General features: G+C 62.4%; 27 protein-coding genes. 10 read left to right on the top strand and 17 right to left on the bottom strand.

The annotated features are described in order from the left end of the window. Positions 1-67: 67 nt before the first annotated feature. Positions 68-739: a TetR/AcrR family transcriptional regulator gene (locus KJY40_RS28725; protein WP_007953407.1), complete on the top strand. Its 672-nt coding sequence runs from the start codon at positions 68-70 to the stop codon at positions 737-739. Positions 740-767: 28 nt separating this feature from the next. Next, entirely contained in the window at positions 768-1622 is an 855-nt protein-coding gene (locus tag KJY40_RS28720) for a sulfurtransferase (protein ID WP_230734033.1), read from the top strand. Between the two features lie 4 nt (positions 1623-1626). Here the strand turns inward: KJY40_RS28720 and KJY40_RS28715 are convergent, their stop codons facing one another. The 6 genes from KJY40_RS28715 to KJY40_RS28690 all read right to left on the bottom strand — a co-directional run bounded on the left by KJY40_RS28715 (position 1627) and on the right by KJY40_RS28690 (position 7576). Further along, positions 1627-2457, bottom strand: coding sequence for an AraC family transcriptional regulator (locus KJY40_RS28715; RefSeq protein WP_102716712.1), 831 nt, complete (start codon positions 2455-2457; stop codon positions 1627-1629). Between the two features lie 4 nt (positions 2458-2461). Next, positions 2462-3460, bottom strand: coding sequence for a hydrolase (locus KJY40_RS28710; protein ID WP_085746699.1), 999 nt, complete (start codon positions 3458-3460; stop codon positions 2462-2464). A gap of 63 nt (positions 3461-3523) precedes the next feature. Continuing rightward, positions 3524-4132, bottom strand: coding sequence for a 16S rRNA (guanine(966)-N(2))-methyltransferase RsmD (gene rsmD / locus KJY40_RS28705; RefSeq protein ID WP_230734032.1), 609 nt, complete (start codon positions 4130-4132; stop codon positions 3524-3526). After that, a complete protein-coding gene (locus KJY40_RS28700; protein ID WP_230734030.1) occupies positions 4132-5619 on the bottom strand; it encodes a M16 family metallopeptidase in 1488 nt (495 codons plus the stop codon). The genes rsmD and KJY40_RS28700 overlap by 1 nt, the downstream gene beginning before the upstream one ends. Further along, positions 5612-6967 (bottom strand): M16 family metallopeptidase, encoded by a 1356-nt coding sequence (locus tag KJY40_RS28695; RefSeq protein ID WP_230734029.1) that lies wholly within the window; start codon positions 6965-6967, stop codon positions 5612-5614. The genes KJY40_RS28700 and KJY40_RS28695 overlap by 8 nt, the downstream gene beginning before the upstream one ends. A gap of 414 nt (positions 6968-7381) precedes the next feature. Beyond that, positions 7382-7576, bottom strand: coding sequence for a hypothetical protein (locus tag KJY40_RS28690; protein ID WP_080511029.1), 195 nt, complete (start codon positions 7574-7576; stop codon positions 7382-7384). Here KJY40_RS28690 and ftsY point away from each other — a divergent pair. From ftsY to rpoH, 4 genes are all read left to right on the top strand, one after another. Continuing rightward, complete coding sequence (gene ftsY / locus KJY40_RS28685; protein ID WP_230734027.1) at positions 7575-9077, top strand: signal recognition particle-docking protein FtsY; 1503 nt, start codon at positions 7575-7577, stop codon at positions 9075-9077. The genes KJY40_RS28690 and ftsY overlap by 2 nt on opposite strands. Continuing rightward, positions 9074-9745: a cell division ATP-binding protein FtsE gene (gene ftsE, locus KJY40_RS28680; protein WP_007953396.1), complete on the top strand. Its 672-nt coding sequence runs from the start codon at positions 9074-9076 to the stop codon at positions 9743-9745. The genes ftsY and ftsE overlap by 4 nt, the downstream gene beginning before the upstream one ends. Continuing rightward, the gene (ftsX, locus tag KJY40_RS28675) at positions 9742-10767 is read left to right on the top strand and encodes a permease-like cell division protein FtsX (protein WP_007953395.1); all 1026 of its coding nucleotides are present in this window, start codon (positions 9742-9744) and stop codon (positions 10765-10767) included. The genes ftsE and ftsX overlap by 4 nt, the downstream gene beginning before the upstream one ends. 116 nt (positions 10768-10883) lie before the next feature. Next, on the top strand, positions 10884-11738 hold the full coding sequence (gene rpoH, locus KJY40_RS28670; protein WP_007953393.1) for an RNA polymerase sigma factor RpoH: 855 nt from the start codon (positions 10884-10886) through the stop codon (positions 11736-11738). 72 nt (positions 11739-11810) lie between these two features. Here the strand turns inward: rpoH and mtgA are convergent, their stop codons facing one another. Continuing rightward, positions 11811-12533 (bottom strand): monofunctional biosynthetic peptidoglycan transglycosylase, encoded by a 723-nt coding sequence (mtgA, locus tag KJY40_RS28665; protein ID WP_230734024.1) that lies wholly within the window; start codon positions 12531-12533, stop codon positions 11811-11813. Between the two features lie 74 nt (positions 12534-12607). Between mtgA and KJY40_RS28660 the strand changes: the two genes are divergently transcribed. The 4 genes from KJY40_RS28660 (at position 12608) to trmB (ending at position 14851) form a co-directional block, all read left to right on the top strand. Next, positions 12608-12988: a DUF423 domain-containing protein gene (locus KJY40_RS28660; RefSeq protein ID WP_179693392.1), complete on the top strand. Its 381-nt coding sequence runs from the start codon at positions 12608-12610 to the stop codon at positions 12986-12988. Positions 12989-13060: 72 nt separating this feature from the next. Beyond that, positions 13061-13261 (top strand): sulfur carrier protein ThiS, encoded by a 201-nt coding sequence (gene thiS, locus KJY40_RS28655; protein WP_198530228.1) that lies wholly within the window; start codon positions 13061-13063, stop codon positions 13259-13261. A gap of 60 nt (positions 13262-13321) precedes the next feature. Then, positions 13322-14116, top strand: a complete 795-nt coding sequence (locus KJY40_RS28650) for a thiazole synthase (RefSeq protein ID WP_230734022.1) — start codon at positions 13322-13324, stop codon at positions 14114-14116. 9 nt (positions 14117-14125) lie between these two features. Next, complete coding sequence (gene trmB, locus KJY40_RS28645) at positions 14126-14851, top strand: tRNA (guanosine(46)-N7)-methyltransferase TrmB (protein WP_230734020.1); 726 nt, start codon at positions 14126-14128, stop codon at positions 14849-14851. 132 nt (positions 14852-14983) lie between these two features. Here the strand turns inward: trmB and KJY40_RS28640 are convergent, their stop codons facing one another. From KJY40_RS28640 to KJY40_RS28595, 10 genes are all read right to left on the bottom strand, one after another. Then, positions 14984-15307: a DUF3392 domain-containing protein gene (locus KJY40_RS28640; RefSeq protein WP_074690154.1), complete on the bottom strand. Its 324-nt coding sequence runs from the start codon at positions 15305-15307 to the stop codon at positions 14984-14986. Between the two features lie 19 nt (positions 15308-15326). Beyond that, positions 15327-16532, bottom strand: coding sequence for a radical SAM family heme chaperone HemW (hemW, locus tag KJY40_RS28635; protein ID WP_230734017.1), 1206 nt, complete (start codon positions 16530-16532; stop codon positions 15327-15329). After that, positions 16529-17125 (bottom strand): RdgB/HAM1 family non-canonical purine NTP pyrophosphatase, encoded by a 597-nt coding sequence (gene rdgB, locus KJY40_RS28630; protein ID WP_230734015.1) that lies wholly within the window; start codon positions 17123-17125, stop codon positions 16529-16531. The genes hemW and rdgB overlap by 4 nt, the downstream gene beginning before the upstream one ends. Continuing rightward, complete coding sequence (locus tag KJY40_RS28625) at positions 17122-17556, bottom strand: DUF4426 domain-containing protein (protein ID WP_007953365.1); 435 nt, start codon at positions 17554-17556, stop codon at positions 17122-17124. The genes rdgB and KJY40_RS28625 overlap by 4 nt, the downstream gene beginning before the upstream one ends. Positions 17557-17582: 26 nt before the next feature. Beyond that, on the bottom strand, positions 17583-18203 hold the full coding sequence (metW, locus tag KJY40_RS28620; RefSeq protein ID WP_007953362.1) for a methionine biosynthesis protein MetW: 621 nt from the start codon (positions 18201-18203) through the stop codon (positions 17583-17585). Between the two features lie 7 nt (positions 18204-18210). Further along, positions 18211-19350 carry a homoserine O-succinyltransferase MetX gene (gene metX, locus KJY40_RS28615; protein ID WP_134022578.1) on the bottom strand — a complete coding sequence of 380 codons (1140 nt, stop codon included), beginning with the start codon at positions 19348-19350 and terminating at the stop codon, positions 18211-18213. A gap of 65 nt (positions 19351-19415) precedes the next feature. After that, on the bottom strand, positions 19416-19706 hold the full coding sequence (locus tag KJY40_RS28610; RefSeq protein ID WP_230734013.1) for a DUF167 domain-containing protein: 291 nt from the start codon (positions 19704-19706) through the stop codon (positions 19416-19418). Then, the gene (locus tag KJY40_RS28605) at positions 19703-20293 is read right to left on the bottom strand and encodes a YggT family protein (RefSeq protein WP_230734012.1); all 591 of its coding nucleotides are present in this window, start codon (positions 20291-20293) and stop codon (positions 19703-19705) included. The genes KJY40_RS28610 and KJY40_RS28605 overlap by 4 nt, the downstream gene beginning before the upstream one ends. 10 nt (positions 20294-20303) lie before the next feature. Continuing rightward, a complete protein-coding gene (proC, locus tag KJY40_RS28600; RefSeq protein WP_007953353.1) occupies positions 20304-21122 on the bottom strand; it encodes a pyrroline-5-carboxylate reductase in 819 nt (272 codons plus the stop codon). Between the two features lie 23 nt (positions 21123-21145). Further along, on the bottom strand, positions 21146-21832 hold the full coding sequence (locus KJY40_RS28595) for a YggS family pyridoxal phosphate-dependent enzyme (RefSeq protein ID WP_230734011.1): 687 nt from the start codon (positions 21830-21832) through the stop codon (positions 21146-21148). Positions 21833-21954 lie beyond the last annotated feature (122 nt).

The following is a 21954-nucleotide window of genomic DNA, read 5'->3' as shown; positions in this document are numbered from 1 at the left end:
TGGTTTTATCCCGTTCCGGTTAGGTCGTAAGATGCCCCCCAACGCACTCTGAATTAAAGCTCAAGCCATGGCCCCACGGATCAAAACCAGCGAGCGCATCGTGCAGAACAGCCTCGAGCTGTTCAATCAGCAGGGCGAGCGCAGCATCAGCACCAATCACATCGCCGCCCACATGGAGATTTCTCCGGGCAATCTGTACTACCACTTCCCCAACAAGCAGGCGATCATCGCCGTGCTGTTCAGTGAGTACGAAAGCCTGGTGGACAGCTTCCTGCGTCCGCCCCAGGGCCGTGCCGCGACGGTCGAAGACAAGCGTTTCTATCTCAAGGAGCTGCTGTCGGCGATGTGGCGCTACCGTTTCCTGCACCGCGATCTCGAGCATCTGCTCGACAGCGATCCGGATCTGGCCGGGCGTTACCGGCGCTTCTCCCAGCGCTGCGTGATCCAGGGCGCGGCGATCTACGAAGGCTTCGTTGCCGCCGGGATCCTGAAGATGGATCGGGTACAGATCGAGTCCCTGACCCTCAACGCGTGGATCATCCTCACCTCGTGGGTGCGCTTCCTGTGCACGACCCGGGAGAATTCCAATCACCTCAGCGAACAGGCCATCAAACGTGGCGTGTATCAGGTGCTGGTGCTGGAAGCGGGGTTTGTCACCGAGCAGGCCCGCGATGAGGTCAACGCCTTGTTCGAAGAGTTCTACGTGCCGCTGGCCCAGGCCCTCGAAGAAAGACCGTAAGCCCATTTCCTCACTGGAGTCGTTCGCTATGCCGATTGCGCAACTGATCAGCCCGACCGCACTGGATGCCCGCAAGGCGCAACCGGGGCTGGTGATTCTCGATTGCCGTTTTGCCCTCGAAGACCCGGATTACGGCCAGCGCAGCTACGCCGAAGGGCACATCGCCGGGGCACATTTCGCCGATCTTGAACGCGACCTCAGCGGCCCGGTGACCAAAGGCGTCACCGGTCGCCATCCGCTGCCGGAGCCGGCGGCGCTGATCGAACGGCTGCAAGTGTTCGGCATCAACAATGACAGTGAGGTGGTTCTGTATGACGACGGTCCCGGTGCCTATGCGGCGCGGGCCTGGTGGTTGCTGGCGTGGCTGGGCAAGCGCGACGGCGTGTTCATTCTCGATGGCGGGCTCAAGGCCTGGCATGCGGCGGGGCTGCCGTTGAGTCTCGATCCCCCGTCTGCGGCCCGGGGCAACTTCAGCGGCCAGCCGGACATGAGCCTGCTGCTCAGCGCCGAGCAATTGCAGCAGCGTCTCGGCCAGCCGGCCCTGACCCTGCTCGATGCCCGTGCCCTGCCGCGCTTCAAGGGTGAAGTGGAACCGATCGACCCGATCGCCGGGCACATCCCCGGTGCGCAATGCGCGGCGTTCACCGACAACCTGGGCAGCGACGGGCGCTTCCTGCCGGCCGATCAGCTCAAGCAGCGTTTCGCCGCAAAACTCGGCGAGCGTTCGCCGAACGATCTGGTGGCCTATTGCGGCTCCGGGGTGACGGCGTGTCACAACCTGTTCGCCCTGTGCCTGGCGGGTTATCCGTTGGGTTCGCTGTATGCCGGATCGTGGAGCGAGTGGATCAACGAGCCTTCGCGCGGTATTGCTACGGGCGAGTAAACGCTCAGCGATCCAGTCGCGCACTGCGATAGGCCGCCGGCCCCACGCCGTAAACCTGTTTGAACTGCCGGCTCAGATGGCTCTGGTCGGCAAATCCCAGCTGCGTGGCGACTTCCACCGGCAGGCAGCCGCTCTGCAACAAGCCCCGCGCGCAGGCGATCCGCTGTTGCATCAGCCAGCTGTGCGGCGGCATGCCGGTGGCGCGGCGGAACACCCGGGCGAAGTGGAAGGGCGACAGGTTCACGGCCGCCGCCAGTTCTTCCAGTGAGGGTGGCGCCGCCAGTTGCGCGTGCAGCAATTCCTTGGCCATTGCCACCGCGCGGTGCTCTTTGCCGGGATTGCCGTTGATCTGCACGGCCGCGTGACGCTGCAACAGCAGCATCATCATTTCGCGCCACACCGTTTGCTGTTGCAGCGCGGTGGCGGGGCTTTCCAGCAAACGATGCAACTGACAGAAACCGTTGACCAGATCCGGATCGCGATACAGCGTCGCACCGAAGGCCGGCATCGGTGCGGTCGGCAGTTCCAGCTCATTCAGCAGCGCGACGATCTGCCCGGTGTCGGGATAAAACGCCCGGTACAGCCAGCCGTCCTCGGTGCCTTTGTGGCCGTTATGCACTTCGTCCGGATTGATCAGCACCAGCGTGCCGCTGCCCGCCAGGTGTTCGGCGCCGCGATAACGGTAGCGCTGGGCGCCGGCCATGATCATGCCGATCACATAACCGTCGTGGACGTGCGGGGCAAAACGATGCTCGATGTAGCGCGCAGTCAACAGCTCGACCCCGGCCAGAGGCGCGGCTTGCCAGAACCGGATCGACTCGCCCTGATCGCTCATGACCTCACCCGCGCCCCGCGTCGGCCAGCCACTGCGGAATCCGTCGCTCCAGGTAGTAACCCGGCTGGCGGAGCGTGCCGTCTACGAAGCCAACGTGCCCGCCCTTGTTCTGTAATTCGAACTGGGTCGTGGCCGACAACTCACTGGCCTGCGGCAGGCTGTGGGGGAACACGAACGGGTCGTCAGCCGCCTGAATGATCAGGGTCGGCGTGCGGATCTCGCCGAGAAAATAGCGGCTCGACGCGCGGCGATAGTAATCCTCGGCATCGGCGAAGCCATGCAGCGGCGCGGTCACCCGGCCATCGAAATCCCAGAAAGTGCGCATGTTTTCCAGCGAGCCGAGGGCGGCCAGTGCGGCGAGACCGTCCTCGCGCCCGTCGTGCTGGAACTGACGCTGCTTGTTCTTGATGTAGGCCACCATCTCGCGCATGAAGTGCGCCTGATAGACCTTCGAGAAACCCTGGCCAATACGGTCGGCACATTGATCGAGGCGAAACGGCACCGAGACCGCCACCGCACCGAGCACGCCGCTGGCGCTGCCGGTTTCCCCCAGATGCTTGAGCAACACATTGCCGCCGAGCGAATAGCCAACCGCATACAGCGGTGCCAATGGCCGCTTGGCTTTCAGGTGGCGAATGGTTTCGGCGAGGTCTTCGCTGGCGCCGGAATGGTAGCTGCGCGGCAACAGGTTCGGCTCGCCGGAGCATCCGCGCCAGTTCAGCGCGACACTGGCCCAGCCTTGGGCGGCGAGCGCTGCCTGGATTCCCGCGACATAAGGCGAATTGGAAGAACCGGTCAGCCCGTGCAGCACCAGCACCAATGGCGCTTCAGCGCTATGCGGGCCGTGCCAGTCGAGGTCGAGGAAATCGCCGTCGTCCAGCCACAGCCGTTCGCGCTGGCGATCAAGGTGCACGGTTTTGCGCCACAGCGGCCCCCACAAGGTTTGCAGGTGCGGATTGCCGAGGCCGAAGGCGGGGATGAACGGTTTAGACGAAGGGGACACGATTGCTCTCGATGCAGCGCAGCGAGCCTCGGCTGAGACTCGTCGCTTTTTCAGGCCGGTCGGTTAACCGGCGATCACTGCCATACGTTGCCACAACGCGTAGTACACCCGCCCGGATTTTTGCTCGCGGTGCAGGCGCCAGTTGCCCGGCAGGCCGAGGGTCGATGGCGCGGTTTCGCTTTCAGTGTAGATCCACGAATCGTCGGCCAGCCATTGGCGCTCTTCCAGCAGCGCGCACACGGCGGGCAGCAGGTTCTGGTTGAACGGCGGGTCGAGGAATACCAGGTCAAACGCGGTCGCGGTCTGTGTTTCCAGATAGCGCAGCGCATCGGCGGTCTGCACGTGGCCGTTGGTGCAGCGCAGCGTGCCGAGGTGTTCTTTCAGGCTGGAGACCGCGACGTGGCTGGCATCCAGCGCCTGACCCATGGCCGCGCCACGGGACAGCGCTTCCAGAAACAACGCGCCGCTGCCGGCGAACGGATCGAGCACCTTGGCCCCGGCGACATAGGGCGCGAGCCAGTTGAACAGGGTTTCGCGCACCCGGTCCGGCGTCGGACGCAGGCCCGGCGCATCAGGAAAGCTCAGCTTTCGGCTGCGCCATTCGCCGCCGATGATGCGCAACTGGTTCACACCGTTGTGCAGTTTTTGTACAGGTTTCTTTGGACTGGCCATTAATGCTCCGGAACCCCGAGCGGCTGCTCGGCAGGTTTATCAGATGGGGCCGGTAACGGCTTTTGCGGCACGGTCGGGCCAGCGCTGACGATGACCAGTTTATCCGTGCTCAAGTGTTTGTTCAGAACGTCGCGAACCTGCTCGACCGTCAGGCTCTGGGACTGACGCATGAAGTCGTCCAGATAACTCAGCGGCAGGTTGTAGAAACCCATGGCACCCAGTTGACCGACGATATCGGCGTTGCTCGCGGTGGACAGCGGGAAGCTGCCGGCCAGTTCGCGCTTGGCGTCGTCGAGTTCTTTCTGGGTCGGGCCGGTCTTGAGGTAGTCGGCGAGCACGTCCTGCACCAGTTTCAGGGTGCCTTCGCTCATTTCCGCGCGGGTCTGCAGGTTGATCATGAACGGGCCGCGAGCCTGCATCGGGCTGAATGCCGAATACACGCCGTAGGTCAGGCCGCGCTTCTCGCGGACTTCGCTCATCAGCCGGGTGCCGAAACCACCGCCACCGAGGATCTGATTGCCCATCGACAGCGCGGCGTAGTCCGGGTCGTCACGGTCGATGCCCAGTTGCGCAATCATCAGGTTGGTCTGCTTCGACGGAAACTCGATGTGGCCGATGCCGGCTTTCGGCTCGGTCGGTTGCTCGACTTTCGCCAGCGCCGGGCCTTTTGGCAGTGCAGCGGAGACCTGATTGGCAATCGCCTCGGCTTCGCTGCGGGACAGATCGCCCACCAGCGCGATCACCACGTTGCCGGCCGCATAGGCCTTGGCGTGGAACTCACGCAGTTGCGCCAGCGTGATCTTCGGCACGCTTTGCGCGTTGCCGTCGCTGGAATGGGCGTACGGGTGATTGCCGTACAGACGCTTCATCAACTCCAGGCTGGCGAGTTTGCCGGGGTTCTGTTTCTGGTACTCGAAACCGGCGAGCATCTGGTTCTTGATGCGCGCGAAGGAATCGGCCGGGAAGGTCGGTTTGCCCACCACTTCCGAGAACAGCTTCAGCGCCGGCTCGCGTTTGTCAGCAGCACTGAGGCTGCGCAGCGAAGCGATGGCCATGTCTTTATAGGCGCCGTTGCCGAAATCCGCGCCCAGGCCTTCAAAGCCCTGAGCGATGGCGCCGACATCCTTGCCCGCCACGCCTTCGTTGAGCATGGCGTTGGTCAGCAGGGCCAGGCCCGGCGCGTTGCCGTCCTGGCTGCTGCCGGCGGAGAAGATCAGGCGCATGTCGAACATCGGCAGTTCGCGAGCCTCGACGAACAGCACCTTGGCGCCTTCGGCAGTGTTCCAGGTCTGCACGTCGAGCCTGCGGCTGGCCGGGGCCTTGCCGTCGAGTTCGGCCAGCGATTGCAGCTTCTGACTGGACTTGGCGTTGTCCAGCGCTTCGCTGGCCTTGGTGTTGTCGCTCGGTACCAGATAGAACGCAGCGGAGCCGATGATGGCCACGGCGATCAGGCCGAGCAGCAGGCGTGGGGTTTTGCGCTCACTCATGAGTCGTCTCCAGTGGCAGGACGTGGGCGACGCTGAGACGTTCGCGGGTGAAATACAGCCTGGCGGCGTTCTGGATGTCTTGCGGGGTGACGCTTTCCAGGTCGGCCAGTTCGGTGTCCATCAGTTTCCACGACAGACCGACGGTCTCCAGCTGGCCGATGGCGGTGGCCTGACTGGTGATCGAGTCGCGCTCGAAGACCAGGCCGGCGATGACCTGAGCACGTACGCGCTCCAGCTCTTCGGCGGACGGTGCGGTGGTTTTCAGTTGTTCCAGCAGCTTCCACAGGCCGGCTTCAGCCTGGGCCATGGTCTTTTTCTTCTGGGTGTTCGGCGTGGCCGACAGGGTGAACAGACTGTCACCGCGGGTGTAGGCGTCGTAGCTCGACGAGCCGCCGGACACCAGCTCTTCGCCGCGCTCCAGATGGGTCGGGATGCGACCGCTGTAGCCGCCATCCAGCAACGCCGAAATCAGGCGCAAGGCGTTGACCGAGCGTTTGTCTTCGGCGGTGGCGATGCTCGGGACGTTGAAACCGAGCATCAGGCTCGGCAGTTGGGTCTGCACGTGCAGGGTGATCTGGCGCTCGCCGGGCTCGGCCAGTTCCAGCGGCTTTTTCGCCGGCGGCACGTCGAGTTTCGGGATCGGCCCGAAGTAGCGCTGGGCGAGGGTCTTCACCTCGTCCGGGGTCACGTCGCCGACCACCACCAGCGTGGCGTTGTTCGGCACGTACCAGGACTGGTACCAGTGACGCAGCTCGTCGATTTTCATCCGCTCAAGGTCAGCCATCCAGCCGATGGTCGGCGTGTGATAACCGCTGGCCGGGTAGGCCATGGCCTTGTAGCGCTCGTAAGCCTTGGACATCGGCTTGTCATCGGTGCGCAGGCGGCGCTCTTCCTTGATGACTTCGATTTCCTTGGCGAACTCGTCGGCCGGCAGGCGCAGGTTGGCCATGCGGTCGGCTTCCAGTTCGAAGGCCACGCCCAGACGGTCGCGGGCCAGCACCTGGTAATAAGCGGTGAAGTCGTCGCTGGTGAACGCGTTCTCTTCGGCGCCGAGATCGCGCAGGATCAGTGAGGCTTCGCCGGGGCCGACCTTCTCGCTGCCCTTGAACATCATGTGCTCGAGAGCATGGGACAGACCGGTCTGGCCCGGGGTTTCGTAGCTGGAACCGACCTTGTACCAGACCTGCGAGACCACCACCGGTGCGCGATGGTCTTCGCGAACGACGACCTTCAGGCCGTTGTCGAGGGTGAATTCGTGGGTCGGTTGCGGGTCGGCCGCCAGGGCCGAAAGTGGCAGGCAGACTGTGCTGAGCAGCAGGCCTGCGGCGCGGCGGGCTAGAGCATTCATTCGTTTTTAAACCTGTTGGGCTGCCCGCTTGGTCTTAGCGTCGGCGGGCGAGAGGTAGGGCGTGTCATCGATCATTACCAGTACCGCGCCGTGCCTGATAGTGTGCAGGGCAAGGCGCGAGGAGTGCGGTTTGGTTGTTCCAAATAAGCTCCGAGCAACGCAGCCCTGCACACTATCAGGCCCGGCCCTCCGGGTGGTGCCTGAAAACGGGCCATACTGCGTTGCAGTCCTTGGGAAGGAAAGCACATTCCCTGCGGCCTGCGCCTTGTCTGGCCCGTTTTCAGGCGGCCACGCGGTACTGGTAATGATCGATGACACGCCCTAGGATACTGATCCGTTTTACCGGCGACCACGCCTATCCGGTTTTGAAACCTGATCAGGTTGTATGGGGTTGCGGCAGAAGGCTTTGGTTTATCAGCTAAACTTCGCTTTTTCGCCGATTTTGCCGGCCAGTCCTTCATTAAAACGATTCCTTTGAGGTGCCGTTGGTGCCTCGACAAAATGTTGCGCGTGAACAAGCTGGGTGAAACACAGTCTGTTCTGCATTGAATATTTATTTGCCGGGGCGCCCCTGTGGCGCGTCGCTACCGTGAGATAGCCGTCCTCCATGTTTGGTTCCAACGACGACAAGAAGACCCCAGCTGCGGCTGGCGAGAAGAAAAGCCTGTTCGGATGGCTGCGCAAGAAACCGCAGGAACCCGTCGTCGAACAGCCGACTGCCATTCCTGAGCCAGCCCCTGCGCCCGCTCCCGTAATAGAAGAAGCGCCGGCACCGGTCGTGCTGCCGATCGCCGAGCCGGTGCTGCAATCGGTGGCAGAGGCCGAGCCTGAAGCGCCGGCTGCCGCCGAACTGCCGCTGACCCCGACCAGCGAGCCGTGGCTGACCTTGCCAGTGGCGGAAGAGCCGGTGGCGCTGGTTGAAGAGGCTGCACCGCATGTTACGCCGCCGATTCCTGCGCCGGTTGCGTTCACCCCCGAGTCTGTTCCGGCGCCGGTGGTGGAAGCCGCTTCCGTCATTCCAGAGTCCGTGGTTGCTGCCCCGGTTGCTCCGATTGTTGAAGCGCCCGAGCCTGCACCTGCACCTGCACCTGCACCTGCACCGGTCGCCGAAGCGCCAGTCGCTCCTGTGGAAATCCAGGTTGAAACCCCGGTCGAGGCCCCGCGCACCGAAGAAACCAAGGCCGGCTTCTTCGCCCGTCTCAAGCAGGGCCTGTCCAAGACCAGCGCCAGTATCGGCGAGGGCATGGCCAGTCTGTTCCTCGGCAAGAAAGCCATCGATGACGATCTGCTCGACGATCTCGAAACCCGCCTGCTGACTGCCGACGTCGGCGTCGAGGCGACTTCGGTGATCATCCAGCGCCTGACCCAGAAGGTCGCGCGTAAAGAGCTGGCCGATTCCGACGCCCTGTACAAATCCCTGCAGGCCGAGCTGGCCGCAATGCTCAAACCGGTCGAGCAGCCGCTGAAGATCGCTTCGCAGAACAAGCCGTTCGTGATTCTGGTGGTTGGCGTCAACGGCGCCGGCAAGACCACCACCATCGGCAAACTGGCGAAGAAACTGCAGCTGGAAGGCAAGAAAGTCATGCTCGCTGCCGGTGACACCTTCCGTGCTGCGGCTGTCGAGCAGTTGCAGGTCTGGGGCGAGCGCAACAAGATTCCGGTGATCGCCCAGCACACGGGCGCGGACTCGGCTTCGGTGATCTTCGACGCCGTGCAGGCCGCCAAGGCCCGTGGCATCGACGTGCTGATCGCCGACACCGCCGGTCGTCTGCACACCAAAGACAATCTGATGGAAGAACTGAAGAAGGTTCGCCGGGTGATCGGCAAGCTCGACGCCGATGCGCCGCACGAAGTGCTGCTGGTGCTCGACGCCGGCACCGGTCAGAACGCCATCAACCAGGCCAAGCAATTCAACCAGACCGTAGAACTGACCGGCCTGGCGCTGACCAAGCTCGACGGCACCGCCAAGGGCGGGGTGATTTTCGCCCTGGCCAAGCAGTTCGGCCTGCCGATCCGCTACATCGGCGTCGGTGAAGGCATCGACGATCTGCGTACCTTTGAAGCCGAACCCTTTGTCCAGGCACTGTTTGCCGAGCGGGAGCGTTCATGATTCGTTTCGAACAGGTCGGTAAGCGCTACCCGAACGGTCACGTCGGCTTGCATGAGCTGAGCTTTCGAGTCCGTCGCGGCGAGTTCCTGTTTGTCACCGGCCACTCCGGTGCCGGTAAATCCACGTTGTTGCGCCTGCTGCTGGCGATGGAACGTCCGACCAGTGGCAAACTGTTGCTGGCCGGGCAAGACCTGAGCACCATCAGCAATGCGCAGATTCCGTTCCTGCGTCGGCAGATCGGTGTGGTGTTCCAGAACCATCAACTGTTGTTCGATCGCACGGTGTTCAACAACGTCGCGCTGCCGTTGCAGATTCTCGGGCTGTCCAAGGTCGAAATTGCCAAGCGAGTCGATTCGGCGCTGGAGCGCGTGGCGCTGTCGGACAAGGCCGAGCTGTATCCAGGCGACCTGTCGACCGGTCAGCAACAGCGCGTCGGCATTGCCCGCGCCATCGTTCACCGTCCGGCCTTGCTGCTGGCGGACGAACCGACCGGTAACCTCGACCCGCGTCTGGCGGCCGAGATCATGGGCGTGTTCGAAGACATCAACCGTCTGGGCACCAGCGTGCTGATCGCCAGTCACGACCTGGCGCTGATCGCGCGCATGCGCCATCGCATGCTGACCCTGCAACGCGGCCGATTGATCGGCGACGGGGAGGCCGGCGTATGAGTGCGACACGTAGTCCGAAGGTTTCCGAGCGCGTGGCCCCGAAGGCCGCCGATCCGCAACCGCCAAAGAAGAAAAAGCACGACGATGACGACGGCCCGGATTTCGCCACGCTGTTCCGTGCCTGGATCGAAAGCCATCGCGCCAGCTGGATAGACAGCTTGCGCCGTCTCGGCAAGCAGCCGATCGGCAGCTTCTTCACCTGCATGGTGATGGCGGTTGCGCTGAGCCTGCCGATGGGTCTTTCGCTGTTGCTGAGCAACGTCGAGCGTCTGGGCGGCTCGTGGCAGCGCGCGGCGCAGATCTCGCTGTATCTGGAACTTGAAGCGAGTCCGGCTCAGGGCGAAGCGTTGCGTGATCAGATCAAAGGCATGCCGGGCGTAGCTGATGCTGAATATGTCGGCCGCGACCAGGCGCTGGAAGAGTTCCAGCAGCAGTCCGGCTTGGGCGAAGCCCTGCGCGAGCTGCCGGAAAACCCACTGCCGGGCGTTGTGCTGGTGACGCCGAACGAGGTCGACAAATCGACCCTGGAAGCATTAAGACAAAAACTTTCCGAGCTGCCCAAGGTACAACAGGCGCAACTTGATCTAGTCTGGGTCGAGCGTCTGGCTGCCATCCTCAAGCTCGGCGACCGTTTCGTGTTCGGTCTGACGGTGTTGCTGGTTTCTGCATTACTTTTGGTGATAGGCAATACCATTCGTCTTCATATTGAAAACCGCCGCACCGAGATAGAAGTGATTAAACTCGTCGGCGGCACCGACAGCTATGTGCGTCGTCCCTTCCTTTATATGGGCGCGCTGTATGGTTTCGGTGCGGGGCTGCTGTCCTGGGGTGTATTGGCGTTCGGCCTGAACTGGCTGAACGACGCGGTGGTCGGGCTCGCCGGCTTGTACGGCAGTGATTTCGCACTGGCCGGTGTGCCAGTTGCCGACGGTCTGTCGCTCTTGCTTGGCGCGGTGCTGTTGGGTTATATCGGTGCATGGATTGCAGTCGCACGTCATCTCAGGGAGCTGGCGCCGAAGTAGAATCTTTTTTTGCGCGTGATTGACCTTTCAGTGGTTAAGGAAACTTTCATTTGAGTTTCCGGTCAATTTTTCGCAATGCTGAAAAGCATGAGTATGTAAGTCGGAGGTTTTTCCGTATGTCCAATTCTTTGCAACCTGCGTATGCATTGGTTCCAGGCGCAAACCTGGAAGCCTACGTGCACACCGTCAACAGCATTCCATTGCTGACGCCGGAGCAGGAGCGTGAACTGGCCGAGAGTCTCTACTATGAGCAGGATCTGGGGGCGGCTCGGCAGATGGTGCTCGCCCACCTGCGGTTTGTCGTACACATCGCCCGTAGCTATTCCGGCTACGGTCTGGCTCAGGCTGACCTGATCCAGGAAGGTAACGTCGGCCTGATGAAGGCCGTGAAGCGTTTCAACCCGGAAATGGGCGTGCGTCTGGTGTCCTTTGCGGTGCACTGGATCAAGGCCGAGATTCACGAGTTCATCCTGCGCAACTGGCGGATCGTGAAAGTCGCGACCACCAAGGCCCAGCGCAAGCTGTTCTTCAACCTGCGCAGCCAGAAGAAACGTCTGGCCTGGCTGAACAACGAGGAAGTCCACCGTGTGGCGGAAAGCCTCGGCGTCGAGCCGCGTGAAGTGCGTGAGATGGAAAGTCGCCTGACCGGCCATGACATGGCCTTCGACCCGGCTGCGGAAGCGGACGACGACAGCGCTTTCCAGTCGCCGGCCAATTATCTGGAAGACCACCGGTACGACCCGGCGCGTCAACTGGAAGATGCCGACTGGAGCGACAACTCCAATCACAACCTGCACGAAGCGCTGGAAGTGCTGGACGAACGCAGTCGCGACATCCTCTATCAGCGCTGGCTGGCAGAAGAGAAAGCCACGCTGCACGACCTGGCGCAGAAGTACAACGTGTCGGCCGAGCGGATCCGTCAGCTCGAGAAGAGCGCGATGAACAAGCTCAAGTTGTCGATTGCCGCTTAACACCGGCAGTCCGGCAATAAAAAACGCCCCGATCAGTGATGATCGGGGCGTTTTTGTTTGCCTGTCAGAACGTCATTGAGCCCAGGGCGCGCGGCGCGAATCATTGAGTGTCAGCAAATAGCTGTCGCCACCCAACTGGCTCATCTGTTGGCGAATCCATCCGGCACGGCGTGACACGTAAGCGGTTGGGTGGCTGGCGCTCCAGACCCGGGGATTCGGCAGCACAGCCGCCAGATAACTCGCCTGCTGCCGGGACAGCGACCTGGCGCCTACGCCAAAGTGATGCCTTGCCGCCGCTTCGGCGCCGAATACGCCGTCGTCCCACTCGACGCTGTTCAGGTACACCTCGAGAATCCGCTGCTTGGGCCAGAACACTTCGATCAGCGCGGTGAACCAGGCCTCCAGGCCTTTGCGCAGATAGCTGCGGCCCGACCACAGAAACAGGTTCTTCGACACTTGCTGGCTCAGGGTGCTGGCGCCACGGATCGAGCCGCCGAGTTCGTTGTGGGCCAGTGCGGCCTTGATCGCACTCAGGTCAAAACCCCAGTGCTCGGGGAATTTCTGGTCTTCGCCGGCAATCACCGCGACCTTCAGGTCATCGGAGATCTCGTCCCACGGCTTCCAGGTGCGTTGCAGATCGATCGGCTCGCCGTCGATCCAGGATTCGATCTTGCGCTCGACCATCAGCGCCGTGCCCGGTGGCGGCACGAAGCGAAACACCAACACCAGCAATACGCTGCCGCCCGCGAACCAGAGCAGGGCCTTCGTGAAACGACGGAGAAATAAACGCAGCATAGAGATGGCTTGGCCGAACCGGTTGAGCGGGCCATTATACAGACCCTGCCGATCGAGTCTGAGTGGAGTTCTACATGCTGCGTAGCTTTCTGATGCTGGCTGCCTTCTTTGGTTTCACCGGTGTCGGCCTCGGCGCATTCGCCGCCCATGGTCTGAAAAACCGCCTGACCCCGGAGTACCTGGCGATCTTCCACACCGGCGTCACCTACCAACTGGTGCATGCGCTGGCGCTGTTCGGTGTGGCGCTGCTGGCCACCCAGCTTCAGGGGCGGCTGGTCGCCTGGGCCGGCATCTCGTTCACTGTCGGCATCCTGCTGTTCTCCGGCAGCCTGTACCTGCTGACCACCATCGGCATCGGCAAGCTCGGCATCATCACCCCGTTCGGCGGCCTGGCGTTCCTGATCGGCTGGCTGTGCCTCGGACTCGCCGCCTGGCGCCTGCAGCCAACCGCTTGACGCTTGGTGCTGACCTTTAGGTCATGATCGGGCTAGAATGCCACCCCCTAAAAAGTGATGGCGGCGTTGCGCATGCGCATTCAGTTGAACGGTGAATCCTTTGAACTGCCCGACGGTGAAACCGTTGCGGCCCTGCTGACCCGTCTGGATCTGACCGGACGCCGCGTCGCGGTCGAGCTCAATCTGGATATCGTCCCGCGCAGCCTGCATGCCGACACCACTTTGAACGACGGCGACAACGTCGAAGTCGTGCACGCGATCGGCGGCGGCTGATCGCCAGGCCTGCATGGGCCGAGAATTCTGCAAGACCCTCACCCCAACAGAGGATTCCCCATGAGCATCGTTCGTAGCGACAAGCCTTTCGTTCTGGCCGGTCGTACTTACCAGTCGCGTTTGCTGGTCGGTACCGGCAAGTACCGTGACATGGAAGAAACCCGCCTGGCCATCGAAGCCTCGGGTGCCGAGATCGTCACCTTCGCCGTGCGCCGCACCAACCTGGGCCAGATCGAAGGCGAGCCGAACCTGCTCGAAGTGCTGTCGCCGGATCGCTACACCTTCCTGCCGAACACCGCCGGCTGCTACGACGCGGTCGAGGCCGTGCGCACCTGCCGCCTGGCCCGTGAGCTGCTCGACGGCCACAACCTGGTGAAGCTGGAAGTGCTGGCCGACCAGAAAACCCTGTTCCCCAACGTGATCGAAACCCTCAAGGCCGCCGAAGTGCTGGTCAAGGAAGGCTTCGACGTGATGGTCTACACCAGCGACGACCCGATCATCGCCCGACAACTGGCGGAAATCGGCTGCATCGCGGTGATGCCGCTGGCCGGTCTGATCGGCTCGGGCCTGGGGATCTGCAATCCGTACAACCTGCAGATCATCCTCGAAGAAGCCCAGATCCCGGTGCTGGTGGATGCCGGTGTCGGCACCGCTTCCGACGCCACCATCTCGATGGAGCTGGGCTGTGACGCGGTGCTGATGAACTCGGCCATCGCCCACGCCCAGCAGCCGATCATGATGGCCGAAGCCATGAAACACGCGATCGTCGCGGGCCGCCTGGCCTACCTCGCCGGTCGCATGCCGAAAAAACTCTATGCCAGCGCCTCTTCGCCGCTGGATGGTCTGATCAAGTAAGAGCTATTGATGACTGAATCGAACGACACGCCAATCCAGACGGAAGAAGGCGACGAGCGCCAACACCGCCGCATCAAGAGTTTCGTGATGCGCGCCGGGCGCATGACCGAAGGCCAGCAGCGCGGCCTGGATCAGGGCGCGCCGAAGTTCGTCCTGCCGCTGGCCGATGCGCCGGTGGATTACGACCAGGTGTTCGGCCGCTGCGCGCCGCGTTCGCTGGAGATCGGTTTCGGCATGGGCCACTCGCTGCTGGAAATGGCCGCCGCTGCGCCGGAACAGGATTTCATCGGTGTCGAGGTTCACCGTCCGGGTGTCGGCGCGCTGCTCAACGGCGTGCTGACTCAGGGCCTGACCAACCTGCGGGTCTACGATTGCGACGCGATCGAAGTGCTCAACCGCTGCATCGCCGATAACAGCCTCGATCGCCTGATGCTGTTCTTCCCGGATCCGTGGCACAAGAGCCGTCACCACAAGCGCCGCATCGTTCAGGCGTCCTTCGCTGAGCTGGTGCGCAGCAAGCTGAAGGTTGGCGGCATCCTGCACATGGCCACCGACTGGGAACCGTACGCCGAATACATGCTGGAAGTGATGAACGTCGCCCCGGGCTATCGCAACCTCGCCGAAGACGGCAAGTGCGTGCCACGCCCGGCCGAACGGCCGATCACCAAGTTCGAACGCCGCGGCGAACGTCTTGGGCATGGCGTGTGGGATTTGAAGTTCGAGAAGCAGTCCTGAATATCACGCAACAATAAATGTGGGAGCGGGCTTGCTCGCGAAGGCGTCATGTCAGTCGATATCAATATCGAATGATCTACCGCTTTCGCGAGCAAGCCCGCTCCCACATTTGCGTTCTGTGTGTGCTGAAAATCAGCGGCGGTCGGCCACAACGCCAATCAACACCAGCACCACCAACAACACCGGCGCCAGGCTGTAGTTGTTGAACTGGCTCAGCCCCTTCACCACCCACGGCGTCGCGTAGATCAGCGCCGCGCCGCTGCCGATCAGGCACAGCAGGGCCATCAGCGGGACGCGCAGGGCGCCGGCGATGCTGCCCAGGCGTTGCTCGACCCAGCCCTTGAAGTCGGCGCCGAACAGCACCAGCAGGCAACCCACCAGGGCCAGGGCGATTTCCGAGAGGTTGCTGCGGCTCCAGCGGGACACGGTGGCGAGCAGGTCGAGTATCAAATCCATGCGGTTTCCTTAAGAGCGGTCAGCTCAGAAATTTCTGCAGCAAGTCGTTGAGGAACAGTTGTCCGCGTTCGGTGGCCGCCAGACGTGACGGTTCGACCTGCAACAGACCGCTTTGTTCGGCCTCGCGTCGGTGTTCGTCAAGGCTCTCCAGCGGCAGGCCGGTGCGCTCCGGATACAGGCGCGATTCGACGCCGGCGGTCAGGCGCAGGGCGTTCATCAGGAATTCGAACGGCATCTCGTCGTTGGTCAGGGCTTTCTCGCCGGCCTGGAAGCTTTTGGCCGGGTTGAGGTAATCCTTCGGCAGGCGCGTCTTCCAGGTGCGCACGATGCGCCCGTCCGGATGGCTGAGCTTGCCGTGGGCGCCAGCGCCGATGCCGATGAAGTCGCCGAAGCTCCAGTAATTGAGGTTATGCCGCGCCGGGCGACCCGGTTGGGCATAGGCCGAAACTTCGTACTGCGCGTAACCGTTTTCGGCCAGCAGCGCCTGCCCGGCCTCTTGAATGTCCCATAGCGTATCGTCTTCCGGCAGCACCGGCGGCTGGTTCCAGAACACGGTGTTCGGCTCCAGCGTCAGCTGATACCAGGAAATGTGCGTCGGCTTCAGGTCGATCGCCTGGCGCAGATCGCTCAAGGCATCGTCCAGCGACTGGTCCGGCAAGCCGTGCATCAAGTCGAGGTTGAAATTATCGAACCCGGCCTGGCGTGCCATGCCGGCGGCGCGGATGGCCTCGTCGCCGTTGTGGATGCGGCCGAGGGCCTTGAGCTTTTCCTGCTGGAAGCTCTGGATACCGATCGACAGGCGATTGATCCCCAGTTTGCGGTAGGCGACGAACTTCTCTTGCTCGAAAGTCCCGGGGTTGGCTTCGAGGGTGATTTCGATGTCCTCGGCAAACGGAATGCGTTGTTTGACGCCTTCGAGCAAGCGACCAAGGGCTTCTGCGCTGAACAGGCTCGGTGTGCCGCCGCCAAAGAAGATCGAACTCAACTCGCGGCCGTACACCGCGTGCAGATCCTGATCGAGGTCGGCGAGCAGCGCGTCGACGTATTCCTGCTCCGGTAACACCGGGCTGGCGGCGTGGGAGTTGAAGTCGCAATAGGGGCATTTGCGCACACACCACGGAATGTGGATGTACAGCGCCAGGGGCGGCAGAGTCGGCAACGGCGCCCGAGGCGAGGAGGCGGCGCCGCCGATAATCAGCGACGACGCGGAGGAGCTATCGGTCATTTCAAGCCCAGACGCTGGCGCAGCAGATCCATTGCACGGGCGCGGTGGCTGATCTGGTTCTTGTCGCTCGGGCTCAGCTCGGCGCTGGACACATTACGTTCCGGCACCCAGAACAGCGGGTCGTAGCCGAAACCGTGCAAGCCGCTGGCAGCGGTCAGGATGCGCCCGTGCCACAGGCCTTCGCAGAGGATCGGCAGCGGATCGTCGGCGTGACGCACCAGCGCCAGCACGCAGACGAACTGCGCGCCCCGCTCGGCTTGCGGCACGTCCTTCAAGACGTCGAGCAGTTTGGCGTTGTTCGCCGCGTCGCCCTTGCCGTCGGCGTAGCGCGCCGAGTAGATGCCCGGCGCACCGCCGAGGAAATCCACCGCCAGGCCCGAATCGTCGGCCAGCGCCGGCAGCCCGGAAATGCGCGCAGCGTTGCGGGCCTTGAGGATCGCGTTCTCTACGAACGACAGACCGGTTTCTTCCGGCTCCACGCTGCTGAATTCGCCGATCGAGCGCAGTTGCACCGAATCGCCGAGCATGGCCTGGAGTTCCTTGAGTTTGCCGGCGTTATGGCTGGCCAGTACGAGTTGCTTGAGATTGATCATTGGCCAGGGAAAAGCTCTTGGTTGAAATTGATGGTGTTGATCTTGTCGCCGGTCTGCACCTTGATTTCAAAGGTGCGGGTTTCCTGCTGCTCCACCGGGTACTGGGCGATGTAGTAGATCGCGCCCTGCTCGGTGATCTGGCGGAAGGTCAGTGGCACGCTCTGGCTGGTCAGGTCTTTGACGGTGCCGGTGACCTGGGCGATCAGCGGTTTGCCGTCCTTGATCACCGAGACATTGATCACGCCCTGGTTCTTGCTGCGGATCAGCTCGGCGGCCTTGGCGATGTCCGGCGTCAGGAAGGTCGAGTTGAAGGTGTTGTAATGCACGGTGACATCACCGAACACTTCCTTGCGTTCGCCCTTGATGGCATCGGCGGCCACGGCCGAAAGGCTCAGGCAGGCGGCCAATAGCGCGGTAATCAAGCGTCCCATGTTCGTTCTCCTCGCAATGTCGTGGTTCAGACCGCGATTCTGTGATCCGCAAGCCCGGGGCTGCTGACACGGTAGATACCGATCTCACCTAACAGATTAGGCCATAGCTTACTGGCCCACCCGTGGCGGTGCTGTTGATCCACGGCAAGCCGATCAATGACCTTCGCCTCACGTTCGCGACAAAGTTCTTCAAAGTCTTCGAAGGTGCAGAAGTGAATGTTCGGCGTGTTGTACCAGGTGTATGGCAGGAATTCCGACACCGGCATCCGGCCCTTGCTCGCCAGGTACCAGCGGCAGCGCCAGTGACCGAAGTTGGGGAAGGTGATGATGCACTGGCGACCGACCCGCAGCATTTCGTCGAGGATCTTGTCCGGGTAATGCACGGCTTGCAGGGCCTGAGTCATCACCACGATGTCGAAGCTGTTGCTGGCGAAGTTGCCCAGGCCTTTGTCCAGGTCCTGCTCGATGACGTTGACGCCTTTGGCCACGCACTGCGCGATGTTGTCGGCGTCGTTTTCCAGGCCGTAGCCGGTGACCTGCTTGTGGTCGCGCAGCCAGGTCAGCAACTCGCCGTCACCGCAGCCGAGGTCGAGCACACGGCTGCCGGCGGGGATCCATTCCTGGATGATTTCCAGATCAGCTCTCATGGCTTTCTCACAACGTAATGCGGTTCATGTAATTGCCGAACGCCTGCAAATAACGCGGGATCGGAATCAGGAAGGCGTCGTGGCCTTGCGGTGCGTCGATTTCCAGGTAACTGACGTCCTTGCGTGCGGCCATCAACGCGTCCACCAGTTCCCGCGAACGGGCCGGGGAGAAGCGCCAGTCGGTGGTGAACGACATCACGCAGAATTTCGCTTTCGCACCTTCGAAGGTTTTCGCCAGGTTATCGTTGAAGTTCGCCGCCGGATCGAAGTAATCCAGCGCCTTGGTCATCAACAGATAGGTGTTGGCATCGAAGCGCCCGGAGAACTCTTCGCCCTGATAGCGCAGGTAGCTTTCGACCTGGAACTCGACACTGTGGAAGTCGTAGTTGAGCTTTTCGCTCTTCAGGCCGCGGCCGAATTTCTCGCCCATGGAATCGTCGGACAGGTAGGTGATGTGTCCGACCATCCGCGCCAGCATCAGGCCGCGCTTGGGGATCACGCCCTGTTCCTGGAACGAGCCACCGTGGAATTCCGGGTCGGTGAGGATCGCCTGGCGCGCCACTTCGTTGAAGGCGATGTTCTGCGCCGACAGCTTGGGGGCCGAGGCGATGGCCAGGCAGTGGCGCACGCGATCCGGGTAAGTGATGGTCCATTGCAGCGCCTGCATGCCGCCAAGGCTGCCGCCGATCACCGCGGCCCACTGGCCGATGCCGAGCAGGTCGGCCAGGCGCGCCTGGCTGTGCACCCAGTCTTCCACGGTGAGCACCGGGAAGTCGGCGCCGAACGGCTTGCCGGTTTCCGGGTTGAGGCTGCTCGGGCCGGTGGACCCGTTGCAACCGCCGAGGTTGTTCAGGCTGACCACGAAGAACTTGTTGGTGTCGATCGGTTTGCCGGGGCCGATGCAGCTGTCCCACCAACCGGGCTTGCGGTCGTCGACGCTGTGGTAACCCGCAGCGTGGTGGTGGCCGGACAGGGCGTGGCAGATCAGCACGGCGTTGCTCGCTTGCGCGTTCAGCGTGCCGTAGGTTTCGTAGATCAGGTCATAATCGGCCAGCGAACGGCCGCAGGCCAGGGCCAGCGGTTCGCTGAAGTGCGCCGTTTGCGGCGTCACCAGACCAACAGAATCGGGGGGAAAGGCAGCTGGCATCGACCCTGCTCTCGTTGAAATGAGGCGTAAGTCTAAAGACCGGTGGGGTTAGCGGCAAGCAACGATCAGGGGCGGTAGAGCCCCGGCAGATCCGGCAGCTTTTTCGGTGCGCTGATGCGCACTCGCTTCTGCCGGTTCAACTCGCCGCCGATCAGGCTGACCTGACTTTTGGAAACCCCAAAAGCCTTGGCCAGAAACCCCATAAGATACGCATTGGCCTTGCCCTCGACCGGCGGGGCGGTCAGGCGGATCTTCAGGCGATCACCGTGCAGCCCGCAGAAATCATCGCTACGGGCGGCCGGTTGCAGGTGACATTCCAGAATCAGATCGTCACCGTCCCAGCGAAACCAGCTCACATCAGCAGGCGCAGGATTTCCGGCATCATCGTCATCGCCGCGAGGTTGTTGATCACCAGCATGTCGATCAGCTTCAGCACGAGGAAGGCGAAGATCGGCGACAGGTCGAGACCGCCGAGGTTCGGCACGATGCGACGGAACGGCGCCAGGGCCGGTTCACAGATCTGGTTCACCAGTTCGGCGCCCGGATTGTGGCTGCCCGGTGCGACCCAGGACAGGATGATGCTGATGATCATGGCCCAGAAGAAAATCTTCAGGAACAGCGCCGTCACGCCGATCAGCGACCAGATCAGCAGTTGCAGCGGGTTGCCGGTGGTGCCGTAGGTCAGCAGCAGGGTCAGCGCCATCAGCGCCAGTTGCACGAGAATCGCCAGCACCAGCGACGACATGTCGAGGCTGAACATGCTCGGGATGATCCGGCGCAGTGGCTTGAGCAGCGGCTGCGTGGCCTTGACCACAAACTGGCACAGCGGGTTGTAGAAGTTCGCCCGCACCAGTTGCAGGACGAAGCGCAGCAGCACGATCAGCAGGTACAGGCTGCCGAGGGTTTGCAGCACATAGACCGCTGCGGTGTTCAATCCAATCATGTAAGGCTCCTTATTTGCCCAGTTGTTCGGCCATTTCGGCCGAGCGGTGCGCGGCGGCGCCGAGTGCTTTTTCCACCAGGGCTTCGAAGCCGCCGGCCTGGAACGATTTGATCGCCGCTTCCGTGGTGCCGGCCGGCGAGGTCACGCGGCGGCGCAGTTCGGCAGCGTCGACATCGCTGGATACGGCCATATGCGCGGCGCCCAGAGCGGTCTGCAAGGTCAGTTGCTCGGCGGTTTCCTTCGGCAGGCCGAGTTTGACGCCGGCGGCGGTCATGGCTTCGATCAGCAGGAAAAAGTACGCCGGGCCGGAACCGGAGACCGCAGTGACCGCGTCCAGTTGCTGCTCTTCGTTCAGCCACAGGGCGATACCCACGGCGGACAGCAGTTCTTCAGCCTGTTGGCGTTGTTCGGCACTCACTGCGCTGGTGGCGTACAAACCGCTCACGCCCTGACGCAGTAGCGCCGGGGTGTTCGGCATGCAGCGCACGATCGGCTGCTCGCCGAGCCATGCGGTCATGCTGGCGCAAGTGATGCCGGCGGCGATGGAGACCACCAGTTGATTCGGTTTCAGGCTCGGGCGAATCGCTTCGCACACGGCTTTCATGGCTTGTGGCTTGACCGCCAGTACCACCACGTCGGCACCGTCGATGGCCTGGGCGTTGTCGGCGAAGGTTTCGATGCCGTGTTCGGCGCTGACCCGGTTGCGGGTTTCTTCACCCGGATCGCTGGCGCGAATCCGTGCAGCTTCCAGACCCTTGGCCCGCAGGCCGCCGATCAGGCTGGCGGCCATGTTGCCGGCACCGATAAAGGCAATACGCGTGTTGCTCATGTCAGGTCCTTATCTGGAAATGTTCAAGATTGGGAATAGTCGCGGGCGCCGAACAGGGCCGTACCGATACGGACCCAGGTCGCGCCCTGGGCAATGGCCGACTCGAGGTCGTGGCTCATGCCCATGGAAAGTGTGTCGAGCGGCAGATCGAGGCTGGTCTGCAACTTCTGAACGGCAGCGAATGCAGCGTCCTGCTCGGCGCGATCTTCGGTCGGCTCGGGAATCGCCATCAGTCCGCGCAGCTTCAGACGTGGCAGGGCGCTGATGGCCTGGGCCAGCGCCGGCAGGTCTTGCGGCGTGCAGCCGGACTTGCTGGCCTCACCGCTGACGTTGACCTGAATGCAGATGTTCAGTGGCGGCAGATCAGCGGGGCGTTGCTCGGACAGGCGTTGGGCGATTTTCAGACGATCCACGGAGTGCACCCAGGCGAAATGCTCGGCAATCGAGCGGGTCTTGTTCGACTGAATGGGGCCGATGAAGTGCCAGATCAAGGGCAGGTCGGCCAGTTCGAGCTGTTTGCCCAAGGCCTCCTGCAGATAGTTCTCGCCGAAGTCGCGCAGGCCGGCGGCATACGCTTCGCGCAAGGCTTCGGCCGGTTTGGTCTTGCTCACGGCCAGCAGCTGGACGCTGTTTTCATCGCGTCCGGCGGCTTTGACGGCTGCCTGGATTCGCGAACTAACCAGTGAGATGTTGTCTGCTATCGTGGACATCAAATCCTGCCTGAAAAGTGCCTGCACTCGATCATGCGGCGTTAAAAGTCACCTCAGAATGCTCATTGACTGACGTCAACTCCGCTTCTTCGCTGACTTTTGCCTTGCCTGATCTTCGTTCG

The organism is Pseudomonas fitomaticsae (assembly GCF_021018765.1).
GTDB classification, from domain to species: domain Bacteria; phylum Pseudomonadota; class Gammaproteobacteria; order Pseudomonadales; family Pseudomonadaceae; genus Aquipseudomonas; species Aquipseudomonas fitomaticsae.
This window is presented reverse-complemented; position numbering and strand designations above follow the sequence as displayed.